Raw genomic sequence first — 18,957 nt, forward strand, 5'->3', positions numbered from 1 at the left:
CATGTCCGATGGGCGTAAATCCCTTTTTGGTAAAGGGGATGAAGGGATTGGGTTGCAATCCCTTCCGGCATTAATTTGCGACGATATTGACCAGCTTGTTAGGGATCACAATCACTTTGCGCACGGTGATGCCCTCAAGGAAGCGCTGCACGTTTTCCTGTGCGAGTGCATCGGCTTCAAGCTGTTCTTTTGGTGTATCAATTGCGACATCCAATTTGCCGCGCAGTTTCCCATTCACTTGAATAACCACTTCAACGGTAGAGCGAGTCAATGCGCTTTCATCGAGAGTTGGCCATTTTTCATTGAGTGGAATGCTGGTGTGGCCGAGTGCGCTCCAGAGCGAGTGACAAATGTGCGGCACGATTGGCGCGAGCAACAAAATTGCAGTTTCCAGTGCTTCTCGTTCAACGGCTAACCCAAGCGGATTGGCGCGGTCGGCGAGTTTGCTGGTCTCGTTAAGCAATTCCATGGTCGCAGCAATGGCGGTGTTAAAGGTTTGGCGACGGCCATAGTCATCGCTGACTTTTTGGATAGTCTCGTGGGTTTTGCGGCGCAAATCTTTCTGTGCTTGCGGTAAATCTGCAACGACTAACTTGCCCGCCGCACCGGCATTGATATGGCCTTCTACCGCTTTCCACAAGCGACGCAAGAAGCGGTTTGCACCTTCCACGCCGGAATCGCTCCATTCCATGCTTTGCTCTGGTGGAGCGGCAAACATGGAGAACAAGCGGACGGTATCGGCGCCGTATTGGTTGATCAGCTCTTCCGGGTCAACGGTGTTGCCTTTGGATTTACTCATCTTGGTGCCGTCTTTCAACACCATGCCTTGGCAGAGCAAGCGCTCGAAAGGTTCATCGCAGCTCACCAGACCTTCGTCGCGCATCAACTTGTGGAAGAAACGCGAGTAGAGCAGGTGGAGGATGGCGTGTTCGATACCGCCAACGTATTGGTCTACCGGCAGCCAGTAATCGGCTGCGGCTTTGTCGAGCATGCCGCCTTCAAAATTCGGGCAGGTGTAGCGCGCGTAGTACCAGCTGGATTCCATAAAGGTATCGAAGGTATCGGTTTCGCGCTCAACGGCTTTGCCATCCAGCTCGGCTTTACGCCATTCGGGATCGGCTTTGATCGGCGAGTGAACGCCGTTCATCACTACATCTTCTGGCAGCAACACTGGAAGTTTATGTGCAGGAACCGGAATCTCGCCGCCGTCGGGCAAGTTGAACATAGGGATAGGTGCGCCCCAGTAACGCTGGCGGGATACGCCCCAATCGCGCAGGCGATAGTTGGTTTTCACTTGGCCTTTGTTGGCCATTTCCAGAGTGCTGGCGATGGCATCGAAGGCGGCGTTGAAATCCAGTCCGTCGTATTCGCCCGAATTAACCAGCACGCCTTTTTCGGTGAAGGCAGCTTTGGTCAGGTCAATCGCTTCGCCATTTTGCGGGGCGATAACCTGAGTGATTGATAAATCGTATTTCTTGGCAAATTCGTAATCGCGTTGGTCGTGTGCGGGTACGGCCATCACCGCGCCTGAGCCGTAGTCCATCAACACATAGTTGGCGATCCACACCGAAACTGGCTCGCCGGTAATCGGGTGCAGCGCTTTAATGCCGGTATCGATCCCGCGTTTTTCCATGGTCGCCATATCGGCTTCCGCGACTGATTGCACTTTGCATTCAGCGATAAATTGCGCGAGCGTTGAATTCTTCTCGGCCAGCAACTTGGCAATAGGATGCTCGGCCGCGAGGCTCACATAAGTCACGCCCATGATGGTGTCGGGGCGCGTGGTGTAGATATCGAAGCCAGTGAACTCGCCAACAGGTGACGCCAAATCAAAATGCATATCCAGACCGCGACTCTTGCCGATCCAGTTGCGCTGCATAGTTTTGACTTGCTCAGGCCAGTTGGGCAGCTTGTCCAGATCGCCCAATAATTCTTCGGCGTAATCGGTGATTTTAATAAACCACTGCGGGATCTCTTTGCGTTCCACCAGCGCATCAGAACGCCAGCCGCGACCATCAATTACCTGCTCATTGGCGAGTACGGTTTGGTCGACCGGGTCCCAGTTCACTGTCGCCATGCGCTTGTAAACCAGACCTTTTTCGTAAAGACGGGTAAAGAACCACTGTTCCCATTTGTAGTATTCGGGCTTGCAGGTGGTCAGTTCGCGCGACCAGTCAAAACCAAAGCCGAGCTGCTTCAGCTGGCTGCGCATATGGTCGGCGTTGGAGTAAGTCCAGGCAGCAGGCGCGGTGTTGCGCTGCAGTGCGGCGTTTTCTGCGGGTAGACCGAAAGCGTCCCAACCCATTGGATGCAATACGTTTTTACCCTGCATGCGCTGGTAGCGGGCGATCACATCGGTGATGGTGTAGTTGCGCACATGCCCCATGTGCAGCTTGCCGCTCGGATAGGGAAACATCGCCAGGCAATAGAACTTTTCTTTGCTGCGATCCTCAATAACTTTGAAGCTTTGATGTTCTTCCCAGTACTGCTGGGCTTGGGCTTCAACTTCGGCGGGAGTGTATTGATCTTGCATGGGGCGCTCTTGCATTGATTGTACGGCCTATACTTAGGTTGGATTGTGACCAAATGGAGTTGTGAAAGGCGGTGATTATAGAGGCTGTACCGCCTGCTGGGTATAACTAATATCGATTCATTGAAACGGATCGATGTGTGCTGCAGAACCTGTTCTTTAGATCCCTTTACCGGCGAGCTGCTGAGGAGAATTTGCCATGAAACCTACCAATAATTCCGGTTCAAAACCGCTCGATAATCCCTACCACACCCACCAAATCAACTTGCCGCTCAACCCGGATGAAACCAGCGCGCTCGGAACCCTGCGCAGCGGGATCGAGCATGAAGTAGAAGATCTGGTGAAACTTGAACTGACCGCCGAGCAAATGGTGGGTGACGAAGTGCGCCTTGCGCGCGAATACGTTGCTGAAGATACCGGCCATTTCTGGCATGACATAAAGCAGGGGTTTATTGATTGGGAGCTAGCGACTGGCCAGTTGCTGCTAAGCGCCGCCGACCCCACGCGGGTGGATTGGCAAGAGCATCAGTGGTGGGGTGATGAGGAATCGCAGCTGCGGCACTAGATTGTAGCGGTCGTCGCTTAACTACATTTATCCGATAAGTTTGCTAAGCTCTCGCTCACCTGAATTTTTTAAAAAATAATGAGCGAGAGTCGCCATGTCTTTTATATTGCAACGTGCTTTGTCTGCAGTCGTTCTGTTTTTATCCTGCCTGCCTGTTATTGGAGTTGCTGATCCTGTGCCTGAATTGCCTGTTGACCCCATTTACCTCTGGGCTGAAAAACCATTGGTATCGCCTGATCGCGAGCATATAAAAGACCAGCGAGTCTACGCGGTAGATAATCCCTCCATGATTCCCTACTGGCCTGCAGCGGAAAAAGCCAATGGCACAGCGGTAGTGATTTTTCCGGGTGGTGGTTATGTACGTCTGGCGATTGATCATGAAGGGCACGATATCGCCAAGTGGTTTGCCGAACGCGGCGTTGCGGCCTTTGTGGTCAAGTATCGGATGCAAGAGCATGGTTTTCCTGCGCCTTTGCTGGATGGCCTGCGTGCCGTGCGTTTGGTGCGCCAGAATGCTGCTGACTGGGGGATAGATCCCGCCAAAATCGGTGTGATCGGCTTCTCGGCGGGCGGTCATTTGGCGGCCAGTGTTGCCACTCGCTCTGACTTCACCTTTGCGCTCGATGATCCTTTGGGTGATGTCAGCGCCCGTCCGGATTTTGCGATTCTCGGGTATCCGGTCATCGCCCTCTATGGTCCGGATGCGCACGCGGGATCGCGCAAGGCGCTGCTGGGGGAGAACCCCGACCCCAAGCGCTTGCATGACAATTCCTTACAATTTCAAGTTAAGGCAAATGTACCACCGGTGTTTATGCTTCACGGCATTGGCGATCAGGCCGTGCCGGTCGGCAATAGCCTGGCGTTTTTCAGCGAGGTGCAAAAGCACAACAAACAATCTGAATTACACATCTATCAAACCAGTATTCACGGGGTGGGGATGATTCAGGGGCAGGGAACCGTATCAAGTTGGCCGCAGGCGCTCGAAGCCTGGATGAGCCAGAACCAATGGATGGGAAAACAATAATCGGTGAATGGGTTGTTTCACATTCATTAATCGTGTCATCCACGTGTGCAGAAACGTTCGTGTTGTAATCACTGTGTGGGTGATGCGATTTTGTAGCATCGGGAGATGCCTGTATGGCGCCATTATCGTCATTGTCGTTAAGTGAACGGCAGGTTGTAGAAGTCCAGTTAATCCGCGATAAAGCATTGGTGATGTATCGCCAATTGCCCAATGTGTTGATTTTTACTTTTGTCGCCACCTCCGCCCTGATCCTCTATTACCGCGAGGTGGAGCAGTTGTGGTTTTGGTGGGCGGGCATGCAGTTGGTGACCGCGATGCGCTTTGTCACCCTGATGTTCTGGCGCCGCCACTGGTCGACCACCGGTGTGGTGGCTGACTCGCAAAAAGCCATCCGCTTGTTTGTGGCGTTTTCGCTTATCTCCGGCCTTCTGTGGGCGGTCTTTTCCATCTCCTTTTTTGCTGCTTCTACCTCGTCGCAGAGGTTGGTGATCGCGCTGGTCATGGCGACTGTCGCGGCGGGCAGCGTTAATGTGCTGGCGTTGGTGCCTTGGGCAAGCCGACTGTTTATTGCCTTTTTGATTGCTCCTTTGGTGGTGCTGTTTGCCAGTACCGGGCAGATGGATGATCTGGTTGTCGCCGGATTGGGGATTGCCCTGTTTATCGGTCTGACCGGTTTTGCCAAAGTTGCCAGCGGTAGCGCGAGCCATTTATTGGTCGCGGCGCAGCAGCGCGAATTTCGTCTCGCCAATGCCGCCAGCCAGCGCGATGAATTGCTGCGCGATAAAAATTCACTGGAGTCGCGCCTCGCCGAAAAAATCGAGCGGCTGGAATTCGAGATCACCCTCAAAGAACGCTACGCCCGCGAGCTGTCGCGTATGGCGGAGCTGGATACCATGACCGGCCTGCTGAACCGCAGTGCGTTCGAGCGGGAGCTGCATCATCAATTGGATTGGGCCACTTCTGCCGATGCCCCAATCGCGATTTTTGCACTCGAAATTCTGCGTTTTGATGTGCTGGAGTTGCAGGGCGCTCGCGCGACTGAGCAGATTCTGGTGTCCATGGCTGGCCGTTTGCGCCGCTTTTTTGGTGAAGATGTATTGATCGCCCGCTGGGGTGGGGCGGAATTTGCGGTAGCAGTGCCTGACCCTGAGCAGCGCTGGAATGATCGCGGCCTGTTCCTGCGCGCCAATCTGCAAGAGGCAATTGAAGTAGATGATGGCGCACTGCGCGTCGATGTGATGATCGGCATTGCCCCGGTGATGTATGCGGTAGATCTCGATACCTTGATCTATCGTGCTTCCGTCGCCAAACACAGTTTGCGCCAGCAGGGCATTGGCGGCGTTAAAGTGTTTGATGAAGCGCTGGATGTGGTGATCCGCCAGCGCCAGAAGTTGCGTCGTGCGCTCCATGCCTCACTGGAAACGGATGATCTCAAGCTGGTGTTCCAGCCGATCGAACCCTGCGCAGCGAACACTGGGGGCAAAATTGTCCCGCGTAAAATGGAAGCTTTACTGCGTTGGGATGAGCCTGAGTTGGGGGCGGTATCACCTGCCTTATTTATCCCCGTCGCCGAAGAAAGTGGTCTGATCATGCCTTTGGGGCGCTGGGTTTTGCTGGAAGCTTGCCGTACTGCGCTCGCCTGGCCGGATGCGGCGATAGTCTGCGTTAACGTATCGGTGCAGCAAATACTGGCGGGTGATTTGCTGCAGGATGTCAATCGCGCGCTGGCGATCTCGGGGCTGGTGCCTTCCAGGCTGCAAATTGAAATCACTGAAAGTGTGTTCTCCCAGGATATTGATCGAGTCTGCAGTGTGCTTGAGCAGGTGCGCAAACTGGGCGTTACCCTTGCGATTGATGATTTCGGCACCGGTTATTCCTCGCTTGCATACTTGCGCCATTTGCCGGTCGATGTGATCAAGATTGACCGCAGCTTTATCCAGGATCTGGATCAGGGTGCGAGAAAATTATTGGTGGCGATGGTCAGTATGGCGCGCGGGCTGGGTTTCCGTATTGTTGTTGAAGGGGTGGAAACCGTCGAGCAGCAAAACCTGCTAATCAGCATGGGGGTGGATTACTTGCAGGGTTACCTGATTGCCCGCCCCATGGCCGCGAACGATGCAAAAGGGTGGCTGGCGCGCGGAAAACAGGGGTGAGATGATTACAAATTACCCAAAATCCAGCTTGCAGTTGGCTATTGGCTTCGCATACAATCGTCGCCCCTGAAAACCTGTATACGACGCTAGTCCCAAACGCCATGGCATGTCGCCAAGCTACTTCGTGTCGTCCAAGTGTTTATTGGAGCAATGTAAATGAGTGCATACGCAATTTTTGAAAGCGGTGGTAAGCAACATCGCGTAGTTGTGGGCGAAACCCTCAAACTCGAAAAAATCGATTTCACCACTGGTGGCGTTGTTGAATTCAACAAAGTGTACCTGGTTGCTAACGGCGCAGACGTCAAGATTGGCGCTCCTGTTGTTGAAGGTGCAACTGTTACTGCTGAAGTGGTTGCTCATGGTCGTGCCGACAAAGTGAAGATCATCAAATTCCGTCGTCGTAAGCACCACATGAAGCGTCAAGGTCATCGTCAGTGGTTCACTGAAGTGAAAATCACTGCAATCAACGGTTAATTGAGGAGGCTAGAAAATGGCTCACAAGAAAGGGGTAGGTAGTTCCCGTAACGGTCGCGATTCAGAAGCGAAACGCCTTGGTGTTAAAGCCTACGGCGGCGAATTGATCTCTGGCGGCAGCATTATTGTTCGTCAACGTGGTACCAAGTTTCACGCTGGTGTAAACGTAGGTCTGGGTAAAGACCACACTCTGTTCGCGAAAGTGGACGGTACCGTTAAGTTCGAAATTAAAGGCGCGTTTGGCCGTCAATACGTAAGCATCATTCCTGCTGCTTAATATTGCGCTAAAGCGATAGCCAAGCTTACTGCTTGCAGTGGGCAGATGAAGAACAATAAAAAAGCCCTGTCGTTCACGATAGGGCTTTTTTATATTCAGGGCGGCACTCTGCGCCCTAGCATGAATAAGTTGTTGTTTTCTTTTTTTAAGTCCTTCTGGAGTTAGCTGTGAAATTTGTTGATGAAGCACCCATTCATGTCGAGGCCGGTAATGGCGGCAACGGCTTCATGAGCTTCCGGAGGGAAAAGTTTATTTCCAAAGGCGGCCCCGACGGCGGTGATGGTGGCGATGGCGGCAGTGTATTTCTGGTTGCCGACGAAAACCTGAACACGCTGATTGATTATCGCTTTGTGCCGAAATATCGCGCTGAAAATGGCGAGAAAGGCGGCAGTAAAGATTGTACCGGTGCTAAAGGTGCGGATTTATTTTTGCCTGTTCCGGTAGGCACTACGGTTATCGATACCGATACCGAAGAAGTGTTCGGCGATTTGACCCAGCACGGCGAAAAATTAAAAGTGGCGCAAGGTGGTTTCCACGGTTTGGGCAACACCCGTTTTAAAACCAGTACCAACCGCACGCCGCGCAAAACCTCTCCGGGAACGGAAGGTGAAATGCGCAATCTGAAACTCGAATTAAAAGTACTTGCCGATGTGGGTATGCTCGGTTTGCCGAATGCCGGTAAATCCAGTTTTATTCGCGCGGTGAGTTCAGCAAAACCAAAAGTGGCGGATTATCCGTTTACTACTTTGGTGCCGAATCTCGGTGTAGTAAAAGTGCAGCAGCACCGCAGTTTTGTGATCGCCGATATTCCCGGTGTTATTGAGGGTGCAGCAGAAGGCGCTGGTCTCGGTGTGCGTTTCCTCAAGCATTTAACCCGCTGCCGCGTGTTGATGCATATGGTCGATATGGCGCCGGTAGATGAATCCAATCCGGCCGAAAATGTGCGCATTATCGCCAACGAATTGGAAAAATTTAGCCCGACACTCGCCAAGCGCGATCGCTGGTTGCTGCTCAATAAAATCGATTTGTTGCCGCCCGATGAAGTTGAAGCGCGCTGTCAGGCAGTGATTGATGAGCTGGGCTGGACTGGTCCGGTATTCCGTATCTCTGCTTTGAATCGCGATGGCACTATGCCGCTCGCAGGCAAGGCGATGGATTTACTCGAAGAAATTTGGGAAGAGGAAAAATCCAATCCTGAAGCGCGTGAGCGCGAACTGGAATTGCAAAACCAAATGGCGCAGGAAGCGCGTGATCGCATTGAAGAGTTGCGTGAGCGTCAACGTGAAGCGCGTCGTGCACGCGGTGAAGATGACGATGACAACTTCAATGAAGATGATTACGACGTTGAGGTGATTTACGTTAATCACTAATTGCCGCTGCTCAGTTTCAGCTGCAAAATAGTGTAACCTTGCGCCCGGGTCCTTGCCCGGGCGTTTTGTATCTGTAGTACGATGATTTTAAAAACTTCACTTATTTATTCTTGAGCACATCCTATTCATGAGCAAAAGAGAGATTATTCCCCACGCCAAGCGCTGGGTAGTAAAAATTGGTAGCGCACTGCTGACCAATGACGGTAAAGGTTTGGATGCAGAAGCCATTGCCGGCTGGGTCAAACAAATGGCCGAGTTGCGCTTGCGCGGTATTGAATTGGTATTGGTGTCGTCCGGTGCAGTTGCTGCTGGTATGCGCCGTTTGGGCTGGACCACTCGCCCGACTGAAATTCATCAACTGCAAGCGGCGGCGGCAGTGGGTCAAATGAGTTTGATCCAAACCTACGAAGTAGAATTCCAGCGCTACGGTTTGCTCACTGCGCAAGTGCTGCTCGATCACGATGATCTCTCTTCGCGCCAGCGCTATTTAAATGCGCGCTCCACGCTAAAAACCCTGATCAGTTTTAATGTGGTGCCGGTGATTAATGAGAACGATACAGTTACCACCGAAGAGATTCGCTTTGGCGATAACGACACGCTCGGCGCACTGGTTGCGAATTTACTTGAAGCTGATCTGTTAGTAATTCTCACCGACCAAAAAGGTATGTACGACAGCGATCCCCGCTCAAATCCCGATGCGCAATTGCTGGGTGAAATTGCAGCTGATGATACGCGCCTCGAACAAATGGCCGGCGGCACTGGCGGTGCGTTGGGGCGCGGCGGAATGATTACCAAAGTGCGCGCTGCCCGTGTTGCGGCGCGTTCAGGTGCTGATACGGTTATCGTCGGTGGTCGTATCGACAACGCATTGCTGCGCATTGCTGCGGGCGAAAACCTCGGTACTTTTTTGTGGGCCGAACAGCAGCCGCAAGCGGCACGCAAGCGTTGGATTTCCGGGCAATTACAAACCCGCGGCACCATCGTTCTGGATGACGGCGCCGCGCGCGTTGTGCGTGAACAAGGCAAAAGTATTTTACCAGTCGGCGTAAAAGAAGTGCGCGGCGATTTTACGCGCGGCGATATGGTTATCTGCGAAGATCTGAACGGCAAAGAAATTGCGCGCGGTTTAATTAATTATCACGCCGATGAAGCGCGCAAAATTATCGGCAAACCCAGTAGCCAAATCGCCGATATTTTGGGTTATCAAGATGATAATGAATTAATTCATCGCGACAACCTTGTTCTAAGTTAAAAGGTTAGTATTGAGTTAATTGATGTTGAATCCCTCTTGTCGTATTGATAAGAGGGAGATTTTTTTGCAAGCAAGGCATGAAGCCTGTAGGGAGTCTGTATGAACAAGGTGTTGGTAATAATTGTAGTATTTGCCGCTGGTGCATTGTGTGGCTATCAATTTTCAGTGGCTACAGATAAGTCTTCTCCCTCTCCGCTTCCCTTTCTAAAAAATAATCCAGTAGCTGATAATGTGGCGTCAGTGAATGAATCGCCCTCAGTGACTGCTGCAGTTGTTAAAAACGATCCCGATGAGCTAATAAAATCATTGAGTGTGCAAACGCCAAAAACTCAATTTGAACGTTATCGGGCTTTTCAAAAACTGGATCAATTATCAGTTGATGAAATTGAACAGCTGTTGTGTCAATCGATGATTCCCAGTTGGATTTAAAGCGGCAGGTTGCCTGGTTTTTCAGTGGAAAATTTCCTGAGGCCGCGTTTGATTTTATGGAAGCGTCTATGGGCGATAATCAAATGCCCCTCGCGCAGATGTTATACGAGAACCTCACCAGCAATCATCCCGAAAAGGTATTTGATTGGCTGCAAAATAATGAAAATGATTTTGTGATGCTATATCCCGTAGCCGAACAGAAATTTGAACGCAAGATGGGATTGTTCCAAGCGCTCGCAGCGCTCCCTGATTGGAAATGGACTGCCTATGAAGCGGGGTTGAAGTTGGTTAAGGAAAGTATGCGTCCGCAAGATAATTGGACTTCACAAACCTTGGCTCAAGCAGTGGCGCAGGCTAATCCAATGGATGCTATCAACTATGCATTGGCGCAGCATAATGGTGCTGTGGACAAGCGCCTGCTCAATGGTGCTTTAATTGCTTTAGGTAAAACAAATCCAGTCGAAGCGAAAAGGCTGCTGGTAGAAAATCAGGCTCATCTTGACGAACTCGCGGTGGCTCCAGTCGTGCATGACTTGATGGCTCGTGGCGAATTTAATGAGCTTTATAGTTTGACTAACTCGTTGACCGACAAAAAAATGGTTGAAACTGCTGTCTCTAACACAGCCAGTGGCCTGCACAGTTACGGTAGCGAAAAGGTTGTTGAATTTATCGGTGCCATTAAGGACCCAGCGTTAAAAGTAACAGCCGTTAATTCTGCTACCAGCTATATGTCGGTTGCGGGCTACCCAGTTGAAAAACAGCTGGAAATTATAGATGGGGGATTACAGGGGGTTCCTGTGGATCAAAAAGTTTTTAGCTATGCATGGACCATCCAAAAGGGTTACAAGGAAAATCCCCAAGCTGCAACCGCATATCTGAATCAGATGAAAATTCACAACAAGGAGTTGGCCGTAAAAGTTGAAGATTTACTTACTATGCTTAAGGAGTCGCAAAAAATAAAAAGCCCGCGCAAAAAACGTGGGCTTTTTTATTGGTTGAGACTATTACCGACGTTGTGCCGATTTTACGCGCAACATGCCTATCGCCAAGATGCCTACCAACAGCAGCAACACGCTGGATGGTTCAGGTACAGATACAGCACCTGCAGTTACTTGAGTGCCATTGATCTGGTCGGCAACCAGATTATCGCCGTAAGCATCGCCCAGAGAATTGGCTACCAGTGAAAAATTACCAGTACCGGCGGCAACGGTATTCAACAGAATACTGAACAGTGTGAACTCACCAGATTGCAGCACATTTAAATCCAGTGCATCGTCAAATGACAATTCAAACAAATTCAACCATCCGCTGCCACTAGAGCTATCTTGCAAGCTGCCAAATCCGGAAAGGTCTAATTGGTTTCCTTGCGCAGAATCGCCCCAGCTAATGCTATCAAAAGTAAACAAGCTGTTATCAAATTGGAAGTTAACATCGTACACACCGAGTGACGGTGCGTTTGCATCATTTAATCCGCTGATGCGCACCGCAACTTCAAGGCTATCGCCAACGCTCACAACTGATTTATTGGCAACCAAATCGATGCTGATGGCGTTGGCATTCAAGGAAAGGCTTAATCCCAATGCGCATAAACCGATAAAAAACTTTTTCATAATAATCTCCGTGTGAATTAGCGGCCCCTGTAAAAACAGAGGCTTTTTTAATTAATTGGTGGCGCAGCCAGGACGAGTGCATTGCAAAGTGAGTGCGCGTGTATCCAGCGCATTAATAACGCCGTCACCGTTGACATCGCGTTGATCAAATGCAGTTGGAATTACGCCCCGTGCATTGGTAACTATTTGCACATCCTGTTTATCCACATCGCCGTCACCATCCAGATCCAGCACTAATTTCAATGAAACCAGCAGCGGGTCATGGTCAGACGAGCGGTAGGCATCGGCTGAGTAGAAGCTATTAATTTGTGCAGAGGATTTGTATTCGGTGTTGTAGTCCAGGCTGATAGGTTCATCGGCGTTGATATGCCAGTCAGCTGCGAATAACACTTGTGGTGTTAATGCGGCGCTTGCAAGGCCGTGATCCAAATAACCTGCTTGTCCATCAAACACGTAAGAGTAAGTTGCATCGCCGCCAAATAGTTTAATCAAGTCGGAATAACCAGCATTCAGGATTTGCGCGATCGGATTTTCTTTGGCGTAGGCATTCAGGTCGCCGATGATTAAATAATCGCGGTCATTTACACCGGTTGGATTGGTGTTCAACCAATTCACCAATGCGGTTGCTGCCTGGGTGCGAGTGATATTGCAATTGCCTTGGCCGTCGCCGATATCCAAATCACCAATGTCGTTACAGTCAGAACCTTTGGATTTGAAATGATTGACCACTGCGGTTGCGATAGCGCGATTGCTATTCACACGGAAACTTTGCGCAAGTGCAGGGCGGTTTTTGTTGTCGATAAATAGCGAGTCAACACTGGAATCCAGGATTGCTGTTTTACCGATTGCAGTGGCTTTGTCGCTGCGATAAATAAAACCGACTGCAATTTCATCAGTACCGATTTTATTTACACCCGGGTTAATAAATTTCCACACGCCGGTGCCGGTCGCGGTATTTAATGCAGCTGCTAATTCAGCGATTGCACTGTTGCTGCCGTAACCGTCGTTTTCAATTTCGATAAGGCCGATAACATCCGCGTCCAAACCAACAAGCGCGCTAACGATTTTGGTTTTTTGGCGAGCAAATTCTGCCGCAGTATTTGCACCGCGCGCCGTTGGGAAGCCGCCGCCCATGCCGTTACCGTTGAAGAAATTCAACACGTTGAAGCTGGCTATTTTTAAATTCGCCGCTGAATCAGCAATAGGTGCTAATGGGCGTGGATTGCTGTTAATAAATTCCGGCGCAACGGTTGGTATAATACGGTAGATACCAAAATCATAAGTGATCACGCCGCGCAAATTGGCAACAGTATCGCCGCTGCGCAATGTGTTTTCGGCAGACAAGCCCGGTGCAGGGAAAATAACCGGATCAGGATTTTGCAGGTTGCTCGCATCATCCAGCATCAATTTATTTAAATTGTTTTGTGCTTGCAGTGCGTTGGCGGCAGCGCCGGGTTCTGCAACATGGGTTGGTTGTTGCAAGCGACCGTTGGCGAGTAACACTTGGCCGTAGCGACCGAGTTGATAGGTCTCATTCACGGTCAGTGCCTGCGCAATCGCGACTGACATTCCTTCAATCGCTTCGAATGCATCAAGCGATGCTACCGGCAATGAAATGGTTGCCGGTGTCGGCAGTGGCTGGTTGCTCGCACACACAGTGACGTTGGTGTTGCTGAGTTGGGTTAACTGAAAAGTTTCCGCAACAGTGCCGTTCACACGCACGCGGTCGCCAACGGCAACAGGCGTGGTGCTGGCGATGTAAATACCTTCAGATGTTGCCGGATTGTTATCGCTGTGGATATCGGCATCTTGCACAAAGAACCCGCCCAGCTCATTCGAGTTTTGGTAATCGGCAACCACAATCGCTTCAATACTAACGCTGTTGCCCACTAACGGACTGCTCGCACCTGCGCCCTGGATTTGCGCGATGCGTGTTGCTGCTTCGCCGCAATTTCCACCGCCGGTGTTGCCGCCGTCATCGCCACCACCACCGTTACTGCTGCCTTGGTGAGTGCCGAGGTGATCGAAGGTGTCTTGTGCGTAACCATCCCATTCGGTGGCAGGGTCAAATGCATTGGTAGGATTGGTGTCGCCGCTGGCGATAGAAGTTTTGCGACGCAAGGTATTGTCGGCGGTGCTAGTGATGCCGGTGCCCCACTCGGTGCCTGGGTCTACGCCTACCTGGCCGATGCTATCCAAAATGGTGTTGCCATTTTTCAACACAATTGCATCGTCGCCATTGAACCAACCGGAGCTGTTAGTTTGGTTGGCTTTCGCCAAAATGGTCACATTTGCGCTGCCGTGCGCAAGTACGAATACACCGTTCGCTGGAATGGTGCCGCTCAGGTTTACCGTGAGCCCGGCGCTGTTGCTGCCGTTGAAATACATCTCTACTTTGTAGCCGCTCAAATTAATCGCGCTGGCGCTGCTGTTGTAGATCTCCAGCGCTTTGTTATTGCTGCTGCCTTCAATGTATTCAGAAAAGTACAGATCGGCGCTGGCGGGCAGGGCGCTGAGGCTGGCCATTGCCACGGCAAGTAAGAGTGGCTGGTGAGGTTTGTATTTCATAACTGGCTCCCTTGAAGTAGTGGTTTATTGATCTTGGAGCGCAGCATAGGTGGGCTATGTTACGGAGCTGTGGCGGGATTTAGACGGTTTTGTGATGTTTTGATGAATGCGGCCTGCAATGGTTAATAAATTGGCTATAGCGAATAGTTCTACAAGGAAATGTAAAGATGGGGAACTTCAGCGGAAACAGGGTAGTCCGAGCTCCTCATCCTTTTTTATTAGTCCATCGCTCGATAGGGTTAATCAACTTGAAACGATAACGCTGTGATCTGTACGTCTGCATCTGTGTAGACAAAGACGCTGTATGGAGGTTTTTTTCATGAACACCAGAAACGATCTTTTGCTCGATAAGATTGAATTCCGCGCACCCCTCGCCTCTGATGGTGACGCGCTCAAAGGCCTGTTGGATACCACCCCCGTCCTCGATGGCAACTCCGTGCAATGCACGCTCCTGCAATGCGGCCATTTCGCAAAAACCTCGGTGGCGGCTTTTCTGCACAATGAATTGGTTGGATTCGTGTCCGCCTATTATCCGCCCAATGAGCCGGGAACCCTGTTTGTGTGGCAAGTGGTCGTCGACCAATCCCTGCGCGATTTAGGGCTGGGCAAGAAAATGCTGCACTGGCTGATCGCGCAACCGGCCTGCGAGCAGGCGACCAGACTGGTCACTGCTATCGGCATTAAAAACTCGGTCTCCTGGTCCATGTTTGATAGTTTCGCGCGCGACATAGGCGCACTGCCGATAAAATCCTTCGTCACCCCCTTAACCGACAAGCAGCAAACCACTCCCGACGAATACCTCTTGCGTATTTCCCCGCTCCCTCAGCGCACTGAACAAGTCGCTCCCAGCCCGTTGGAAGGCCTCAGGGCAAGTGGCGGTTCGCATATTTCTGCGATGCGCCGCTGGCTGGATTAAGCTCCTATTGGTGCGACTCTCTGTCGCACCCCTGCGACAATTTGTCACTGTGCGTGGCGTTTGAAAGCGCCTAAAGTCCTGCCTCACAACTAGTGTAAAAATGGTGAGGGGCAGGGCAAGTGAGACGGGTCAAACTGGCATTAATTATTGCTGCGGCAAATTTGGGGCTGACAGGTGTGGCGAGCGCCCACGATGAAGTCCTTCATGGTAAAAAACCGAAAGTTGAAGAAGTCACCGTATGGGGCGAAGCGCGCGATAGCTCGCAGTCCGGCTACACCAATCCCACCAGTGTGCTGACGCAGGAAGATATCGTCAGCATCAACGCCACCACCACCGAAGACATTGTTAAATACGAACCGAGCATCGTTATTCGCAAGCGTTACATTGGCGATTCCAACGGCACGCTCGGCTTGCGCGGCTCCAATATGTTTGCCACCGCGCGCTCGATGGTATTTGCCGACGGCGTGCCCCTGCATTATTTATTACAAACCCGCTGGAGCGGCGCGCCGCGCTGGACCATGGTGAGCGCTAGCGAAATTGCGCAAGTAGAAATTCTCTACGGACCTTTCTCCGCCGAATACAGCGGCAACTCCATGGGCGGTGTGGTGCTGATCGAAACTGCAATTCCGCAAGAGCGCGAAGTGCATGTGGATCTGGATTATTTCTCGCAAGATTTTAATGCCTACGGTTTTGATGATCGCTTGAGCGGTTACAAAACCTTTGTCTCCTACGGCGATAAGTTTGGCGATCTCAGTGTTTATCTTTCCTACAACCATTTGGAAAACGATAGTCAGCCGCAGTCCTATTATTTTGATGCGCGCACGCCGGCAGCCAATGCTATTCCAGTAACGGGTGCGGTAGTTGATAAAGATGTATTTGGTAAGCCCGGCTATTATTTTGGTGATACCGGTGTCGAGCAAGCGACGACTGATAATTTCAAATTAAAACTCGGTTACGATTTTGAAAACTGGTCAACTCTATTAAATCTTGCTTACGAGGACCGCACTACGTTGCGCGATTCCCCCAATAGTTATATTCGCAATGCCGCAGGTGAAACACTTTGGTCTGGTAATTTTAACCAGAATGGCGTGGGCATGAATGTAGCGGCCAATCGCTTGGGTGTCAGTGATCTTGAGCGCCGCAGTTTATCCACCGGGTTCCGTGTTAAAGGCAATCTCACTGACAGCACCCGCTTTGAAGCGAACATCAGCGACTTCCGTATTTTGGAAGATAACAGCCGCGCATCCAGCCATTCGTTGCAAGATCCTTTATTTAAAGGGCGCGGGCAAACGACAGATTACGAAGACACAGGTTGGCAAACACTGGAAGGAAAATTTGTATTTTCCGATCTGGGTGTAAAAGGTTTGGAATTAATTACCGGCGCGCGCTACGAAGCCTACGAATTAAATATGGATGTATTTAATTCAGCTGATTGGACCAAAGGTGATAACGCCGTTTACGCCAGCCGCAGCGGTGGTGAAACCAATATCAGTGCGGCATTTGTGCAAATGAATTGGGATATTGACGCGCGCTGGGATTTGGCGATTGGTGGTCGTTATGAGCGCTGGGAAAGTCACGACGGCTATTTCAATAAAGACCTTCCATCTACTCCTGAATTTGATTTGGTCGACGTACCTGAAGCATCCAGTAGTCAATTCTCACCCAAGTTTTCTCTCGGCTATGTTCCTGCCGAGGATTGGTTAGTGCGTTACTCGCTCGCAAAAGCCTATCGCTTCCCAGTCGTGGAAGAGTTGTTTATGCAGAGTCAATCCTATTCAACTGTTGTTGAAGCAAAACCAGATCTCAAACCGGAAAATGGTTTGCATCACAACCTGATGCTTGAAAAACAATTTACGACTGGCTATGTGCGCGTGAATTTATTTACTGAAACTATTCAGGATGCAATTGAATCCCAATCCAATTTATTGCCCGGTGGTGGTTCAATTACAACCTTCTCTGCTATCGATGAAGTGCAGACCGACGGTGTGGAATTGATTGTGAATCGCTACGGTGTATTGGTGCCGGAATTGGATGTCCGTTTCAATGTTGCTTACACCAAATCCATTATTGAAGATAACAGCACAGCAGAAGGCGCTAATCCAGCCAATAGTATTGAGGGTAATGATTACCCGCGTATGCCGCGCTGGCGCAGCAATTTAATGACGACCTATCACCTGAGTAGTCGTTGGGATATAAGTGCAAATGTGCAATACGCCGATAAAAGTTTTGGCCGCTTGGATAACACCGATATCGCCGAAAGCGTAATGGGCGCGCAGGACGGTTACACCCGTCTTGGCATGAAGACAACCTACGATATTAACGATCAAATTGAAGTGGGTTTTGGAATTGATAACGTCACTGATGAAGTTAGTTATGTGGCGCACCCATGGCCGGGTAGAACTATGTACTTAAGTTTTTCTTACGATATGTAACCTGCGCTAAGTGAGAAAAATAATGGCCGATAATTTCTACAACCAAAAAGCCCTGTATCGCACAATCTGGCGCTGGCATTTTTATGCTGGCCTTTTTTCTATTCCGTTTGTCATTTTGCTCGCATTAACCGGTGCGATTTATTTGTTCAAACCGTATTACGAGCAATGGCAAGAAAGCCAATTTCATCATTTGTCAGTAAGCGGCGAACGCTTATCAGCAAACGAGCAAATCCAGGCTGCGCTCGATGCAGTGCCCAATGGAAAATTTCTCAGCTATCGTTTACCGCAAGCTGAAGATGAATCGGTATTAGTCAATGTACAAGCGCAGGAAAACTGGCAAGTATTTGTAAATCCCTATAGCGGTGAAATTACCGGCAAACAGGAAAGCGGTTTGCAATTGATGAATATCGTCAAAACTATTCATGGCGAATTATTGCTTGGAAATGTTGGTTCGATATTAGTAGAACTTGCGGCCTGCTGGGCGATTGTATTGATTGTTACCGGTTTGTATTTGTGGTGGCCGTGCAATGCGCAGGGCATGGCGGGAATTATTTATCCACGTTTGCGCGATGGCAGTCGTACTTTTTGGCGTGACATCCACGCGGTTACTGGTATCTGGATCTCCGCACTCGCCTTATTTTTATTAGTCACCGGATTACCCTGGGCGCTGGTGTGGGGGGCAGCATTAAAAGAAGTGCGCAGTTTTGAAATGACACCAGTGCAGCAGGATTGGACGCAAAGCCGCGCGCAGGAGCATCAACATTGGCGTGCACAGGCTGCGGATGTATTCGATCTGGCTCCAGATGTATTGCGCACTGCCGAACAATTGCAATTAGCATCGCCGGTAGAGTTGAGTATCGCTAGTGTTCACCATATGCACGCCCCTGAAACTCACGCGCACACTAGTCACTATACATGGAAAGCATCGTCGCAAAGTGCAAACCGTCCGTTGCGTGCAGATGTATGGATTAAAGGTGATGGCAGCGTTGAAAAACAAAGTGGTTTTGCGGAGAAAAAATTATTGGATAAAGCCATAGGCGTAGGTATTGCTGCGCACGAAGGTTATTTGTTCGGTTGGTTTAATCTGGTGTTAGGCGTACTCACCTGCGCGGGGTTAATCCTGATCAGCGTTAGCGGTTTTATTTTGTGGCGCAAACGCAAACCGCAATCGGCATTGGGTGCGCCACCAGCAATGCCTGCACGTGTTGGGTTTGCAGTAGTTGCCATAACTATCGGCTTGGCGTTGTTCCTGCCATTGCTGGCAATTTCTTTGATTGCATTATTGGCAATCGAATTCTTGCTCTTGCGTCGTGTGGACAGCTTGAGCCAATGGTTGGGTTTGAGTAAATAAATTCAG

General features: G+C 50.4%; 14 protein-coding genes. 11 read left to right on the plus strand and 3 right to left on the minus strand.

The features are described from left to right. Nucleotides 1-70: 70 nt before the first annotated feature. Nucleotides 71-2,533 (minus strand): leucine--tRNA ligase, encoded by a 2,463-nt coding sequence (leuS, locus tag AAGC78_RS03515; RefSeq protein ID WP_435782650.1) that lies wholly within the window; start codon nt 2,531-2,533, stop codon nt 71-73. Nucleotides 2,534-2,729: 196 nt separating this feature from the next. Here leuS and AAGC78_RS03520 point away from each other — a divergent pair, with 196 nt between their 5' ends. The 8 genes from AAGC78_RS03520 to AAGC78_RS03555 all read left to right on the plus strand — a co-directional run bounded on the left by AAGC78_RS03520 (nt 2,730) and on the right by AAGC78_RS03555 (nt 10,074). Further along, the gene (locus tag AAGC78_RS03520) at nt 2,730-3,095 is read left to right on the plus strand and encodes a hypothetical protein (protein WP_435782651.1); all 366 of its coding nucleotides are present in this window, start codon (nt 2,730-2,732) and stop codon (nt 3,093-3,095) included. Between the two features lie 94 nt (nt 3,096-3,189). Continuing rightward, nucleotides 3,190-4,119, plus strand: a complete 930-nt coding sequence (locus tag AAGC78_RS03525) for an alpha/beta hydrolase (protein WP_435782652.1) — start codon at nt 3,190-3,192, stop codon at nt 4,117-4,119. A gap of 113 nt (nt 4,120-4,232) precedes the next feature. Next, the gene (locus tag AAGC78_RS03530) at nt 4,233-6,272 is read left to right on the plus strand and encodes a putative bifunctional diguanylate cyclase/phosphodiesterase (RefSeq protein ID WP_435782653.1); all 2,040 of its coding nucleotides are present in this window, start codon (nt 4,233-4,235) and stop codon (nt 6,270-6,272) included. Nucleotides 6,273-6,428: 156 nt separating this feature from the next. Next, nucleotides 6,429-6,746, plus strand: a complete 318-nt coding sequence (gene rplU / locus AAGC78_RS03535) for a 50S ribosomal protein L21 (RefSeq protein WP_133681513.1) — start codon at nt 6,429-6,431, stop codon at nt 6,744-6,746. 16 nt (nt 6,747-6,762) lie between these two features. Further along, a complete protein-coding gene (rpmA, locus tag AAGC78_RS03540; RefSeq protein WP_007640051.1) occupies nt 6,763-7,023 on the plus strand; it encodes a 50S ribosomal protein L27 in 261 nt (86 codons plus the stop codon). A gap of 167 nt (nt 7,024-7,190) precedes the next feature. Beyond that, nucleotides 7,191-8,393: an Obg family GTPase CgtA gene (cgtA, locus tag AAGC78_RS03545; RefSeq protein ID WP_435782654.1), complete on the plus strand. Its 1,203-nt coding sequence runs from the start codon at nt 7,191-7,193 to the stop codon at nt 8,391-8,393. 127 nt (nt 8,394-8,520) lie between these two features. Beyond that, nucleotides 8,521-9,645, plus strand: a complete 1,125-nt coding sequence (gene proB, locus AAGC78_RS03550; protein WP_435782655.1) for a glutamate 5-kinase — start codon at nt 8,521-8,523, stop codon at nt 9,643-9,645. Between the two features lie 99 nt (nt 9,646-9,744). Continuing rightward, on the plus strand, nt 9,745-10,074 hold the full coding sequence (locus AAGC78_RS03555; RefSeq protein ID WP_435782656.1) for a hypothetical protein: 330 nt from the start codon (nt 9,745-9,747) through the stop codon (nt 10,072-10,074). A gap of 1,004 nt (nt 10,075-11,078) precedes the next feature. Here the strand turns inward: AAGC78_RS03555 and AAGC78_RS03560 are convergent. Both AAGC78_RS03560 and AAGC78_RS03565 read right to left on the minus strand, forming a co-directional pair. Next, complete coding sequence (locus tag AAGC78_RS03560) at nt 11,079-11,684, minus strand: PEP-CTERM sorting domain-containing protein (RefSeq protein ID WP_435782657.1); 606 nt, start codon at nt 11,682-11,684, stop codon at nt 11,079-11,081. 51 nt (nt 11,685-11,735) lie between these two features. Further along, the gene (locus AAGC78_RS03565) at nt 11,736-14,252 is read right to left on the minus strand and encodes an ExeM/NucH family extracellular endonuclease (protein ID WP_435782658.1); all 2,517 of its coding nucleotides are present in this window, start codon (nt 14,250-14,252) and stop codon (nt 11,736-11,738) included. 319 nt (nt 14,253-14,571) lie between these two features. Between AAGC78_RS03565 and AAGC78_RS03570 the strand changes: the two genes are divergently transcribed. The 3 genes from AAGC78_RS03570 (at nt 14,572) to AAGC78_RS03580 (ending at nt 18,951) form a co-directional block, all read left to right on the plus strand. Beyond that, nucleotides 14,572-15,168 carry a GNAT family N-acetyltransferase gene (locus AAGC78_RS03570; RefSeq protein WP_435782659.1) on the plus strand — a complete coding sequence of 199 codons (597 nt, stop codon included), beginning with the start codon at nt 14,572-14,574 and terminating at the stop codon, nt 15,166-15,168. Between the two features lie 119 nt (nt 15,169-15,287). Beyond that, nucleotides 15,288-17,600 (plus strand): TonB-dependent receptor, encoded by a 2,313-nt coding sequence (locus AAGC78_RS03575; RefSeq protein ID WP_435782660.1) that lies wholly within the window; start codon nt 15,288-15,290, stop codon nt 17,598-17,600. Nucleotides 17,601-17,622: 22 nt separating this feature from the next. Beyond that, the gene (locus tag AAGC78_RS03580; protein WP_435782661.1) at nt 17,623-18,951 is read left to right on the plus strand and encodes a PepSY-associated TM helix domain-containing protein; all 1,329 of its coding nucleotides are present in this window, start codon (nt 17,623-17,625) and stop codon (nt 18,949-18,951) included. Nucleotides 18,952-18,957: the final 6 nt, after the last annotated feature.

It is taken from the genome of Cellvibrio sp. (assembly GCF_039207905.1).
Lineage (GTDB): Bacteria > Pseudomonadota > Gammaproteobacteria > Pseudomonadales > Cellvibrionaceae > Cellvibrio.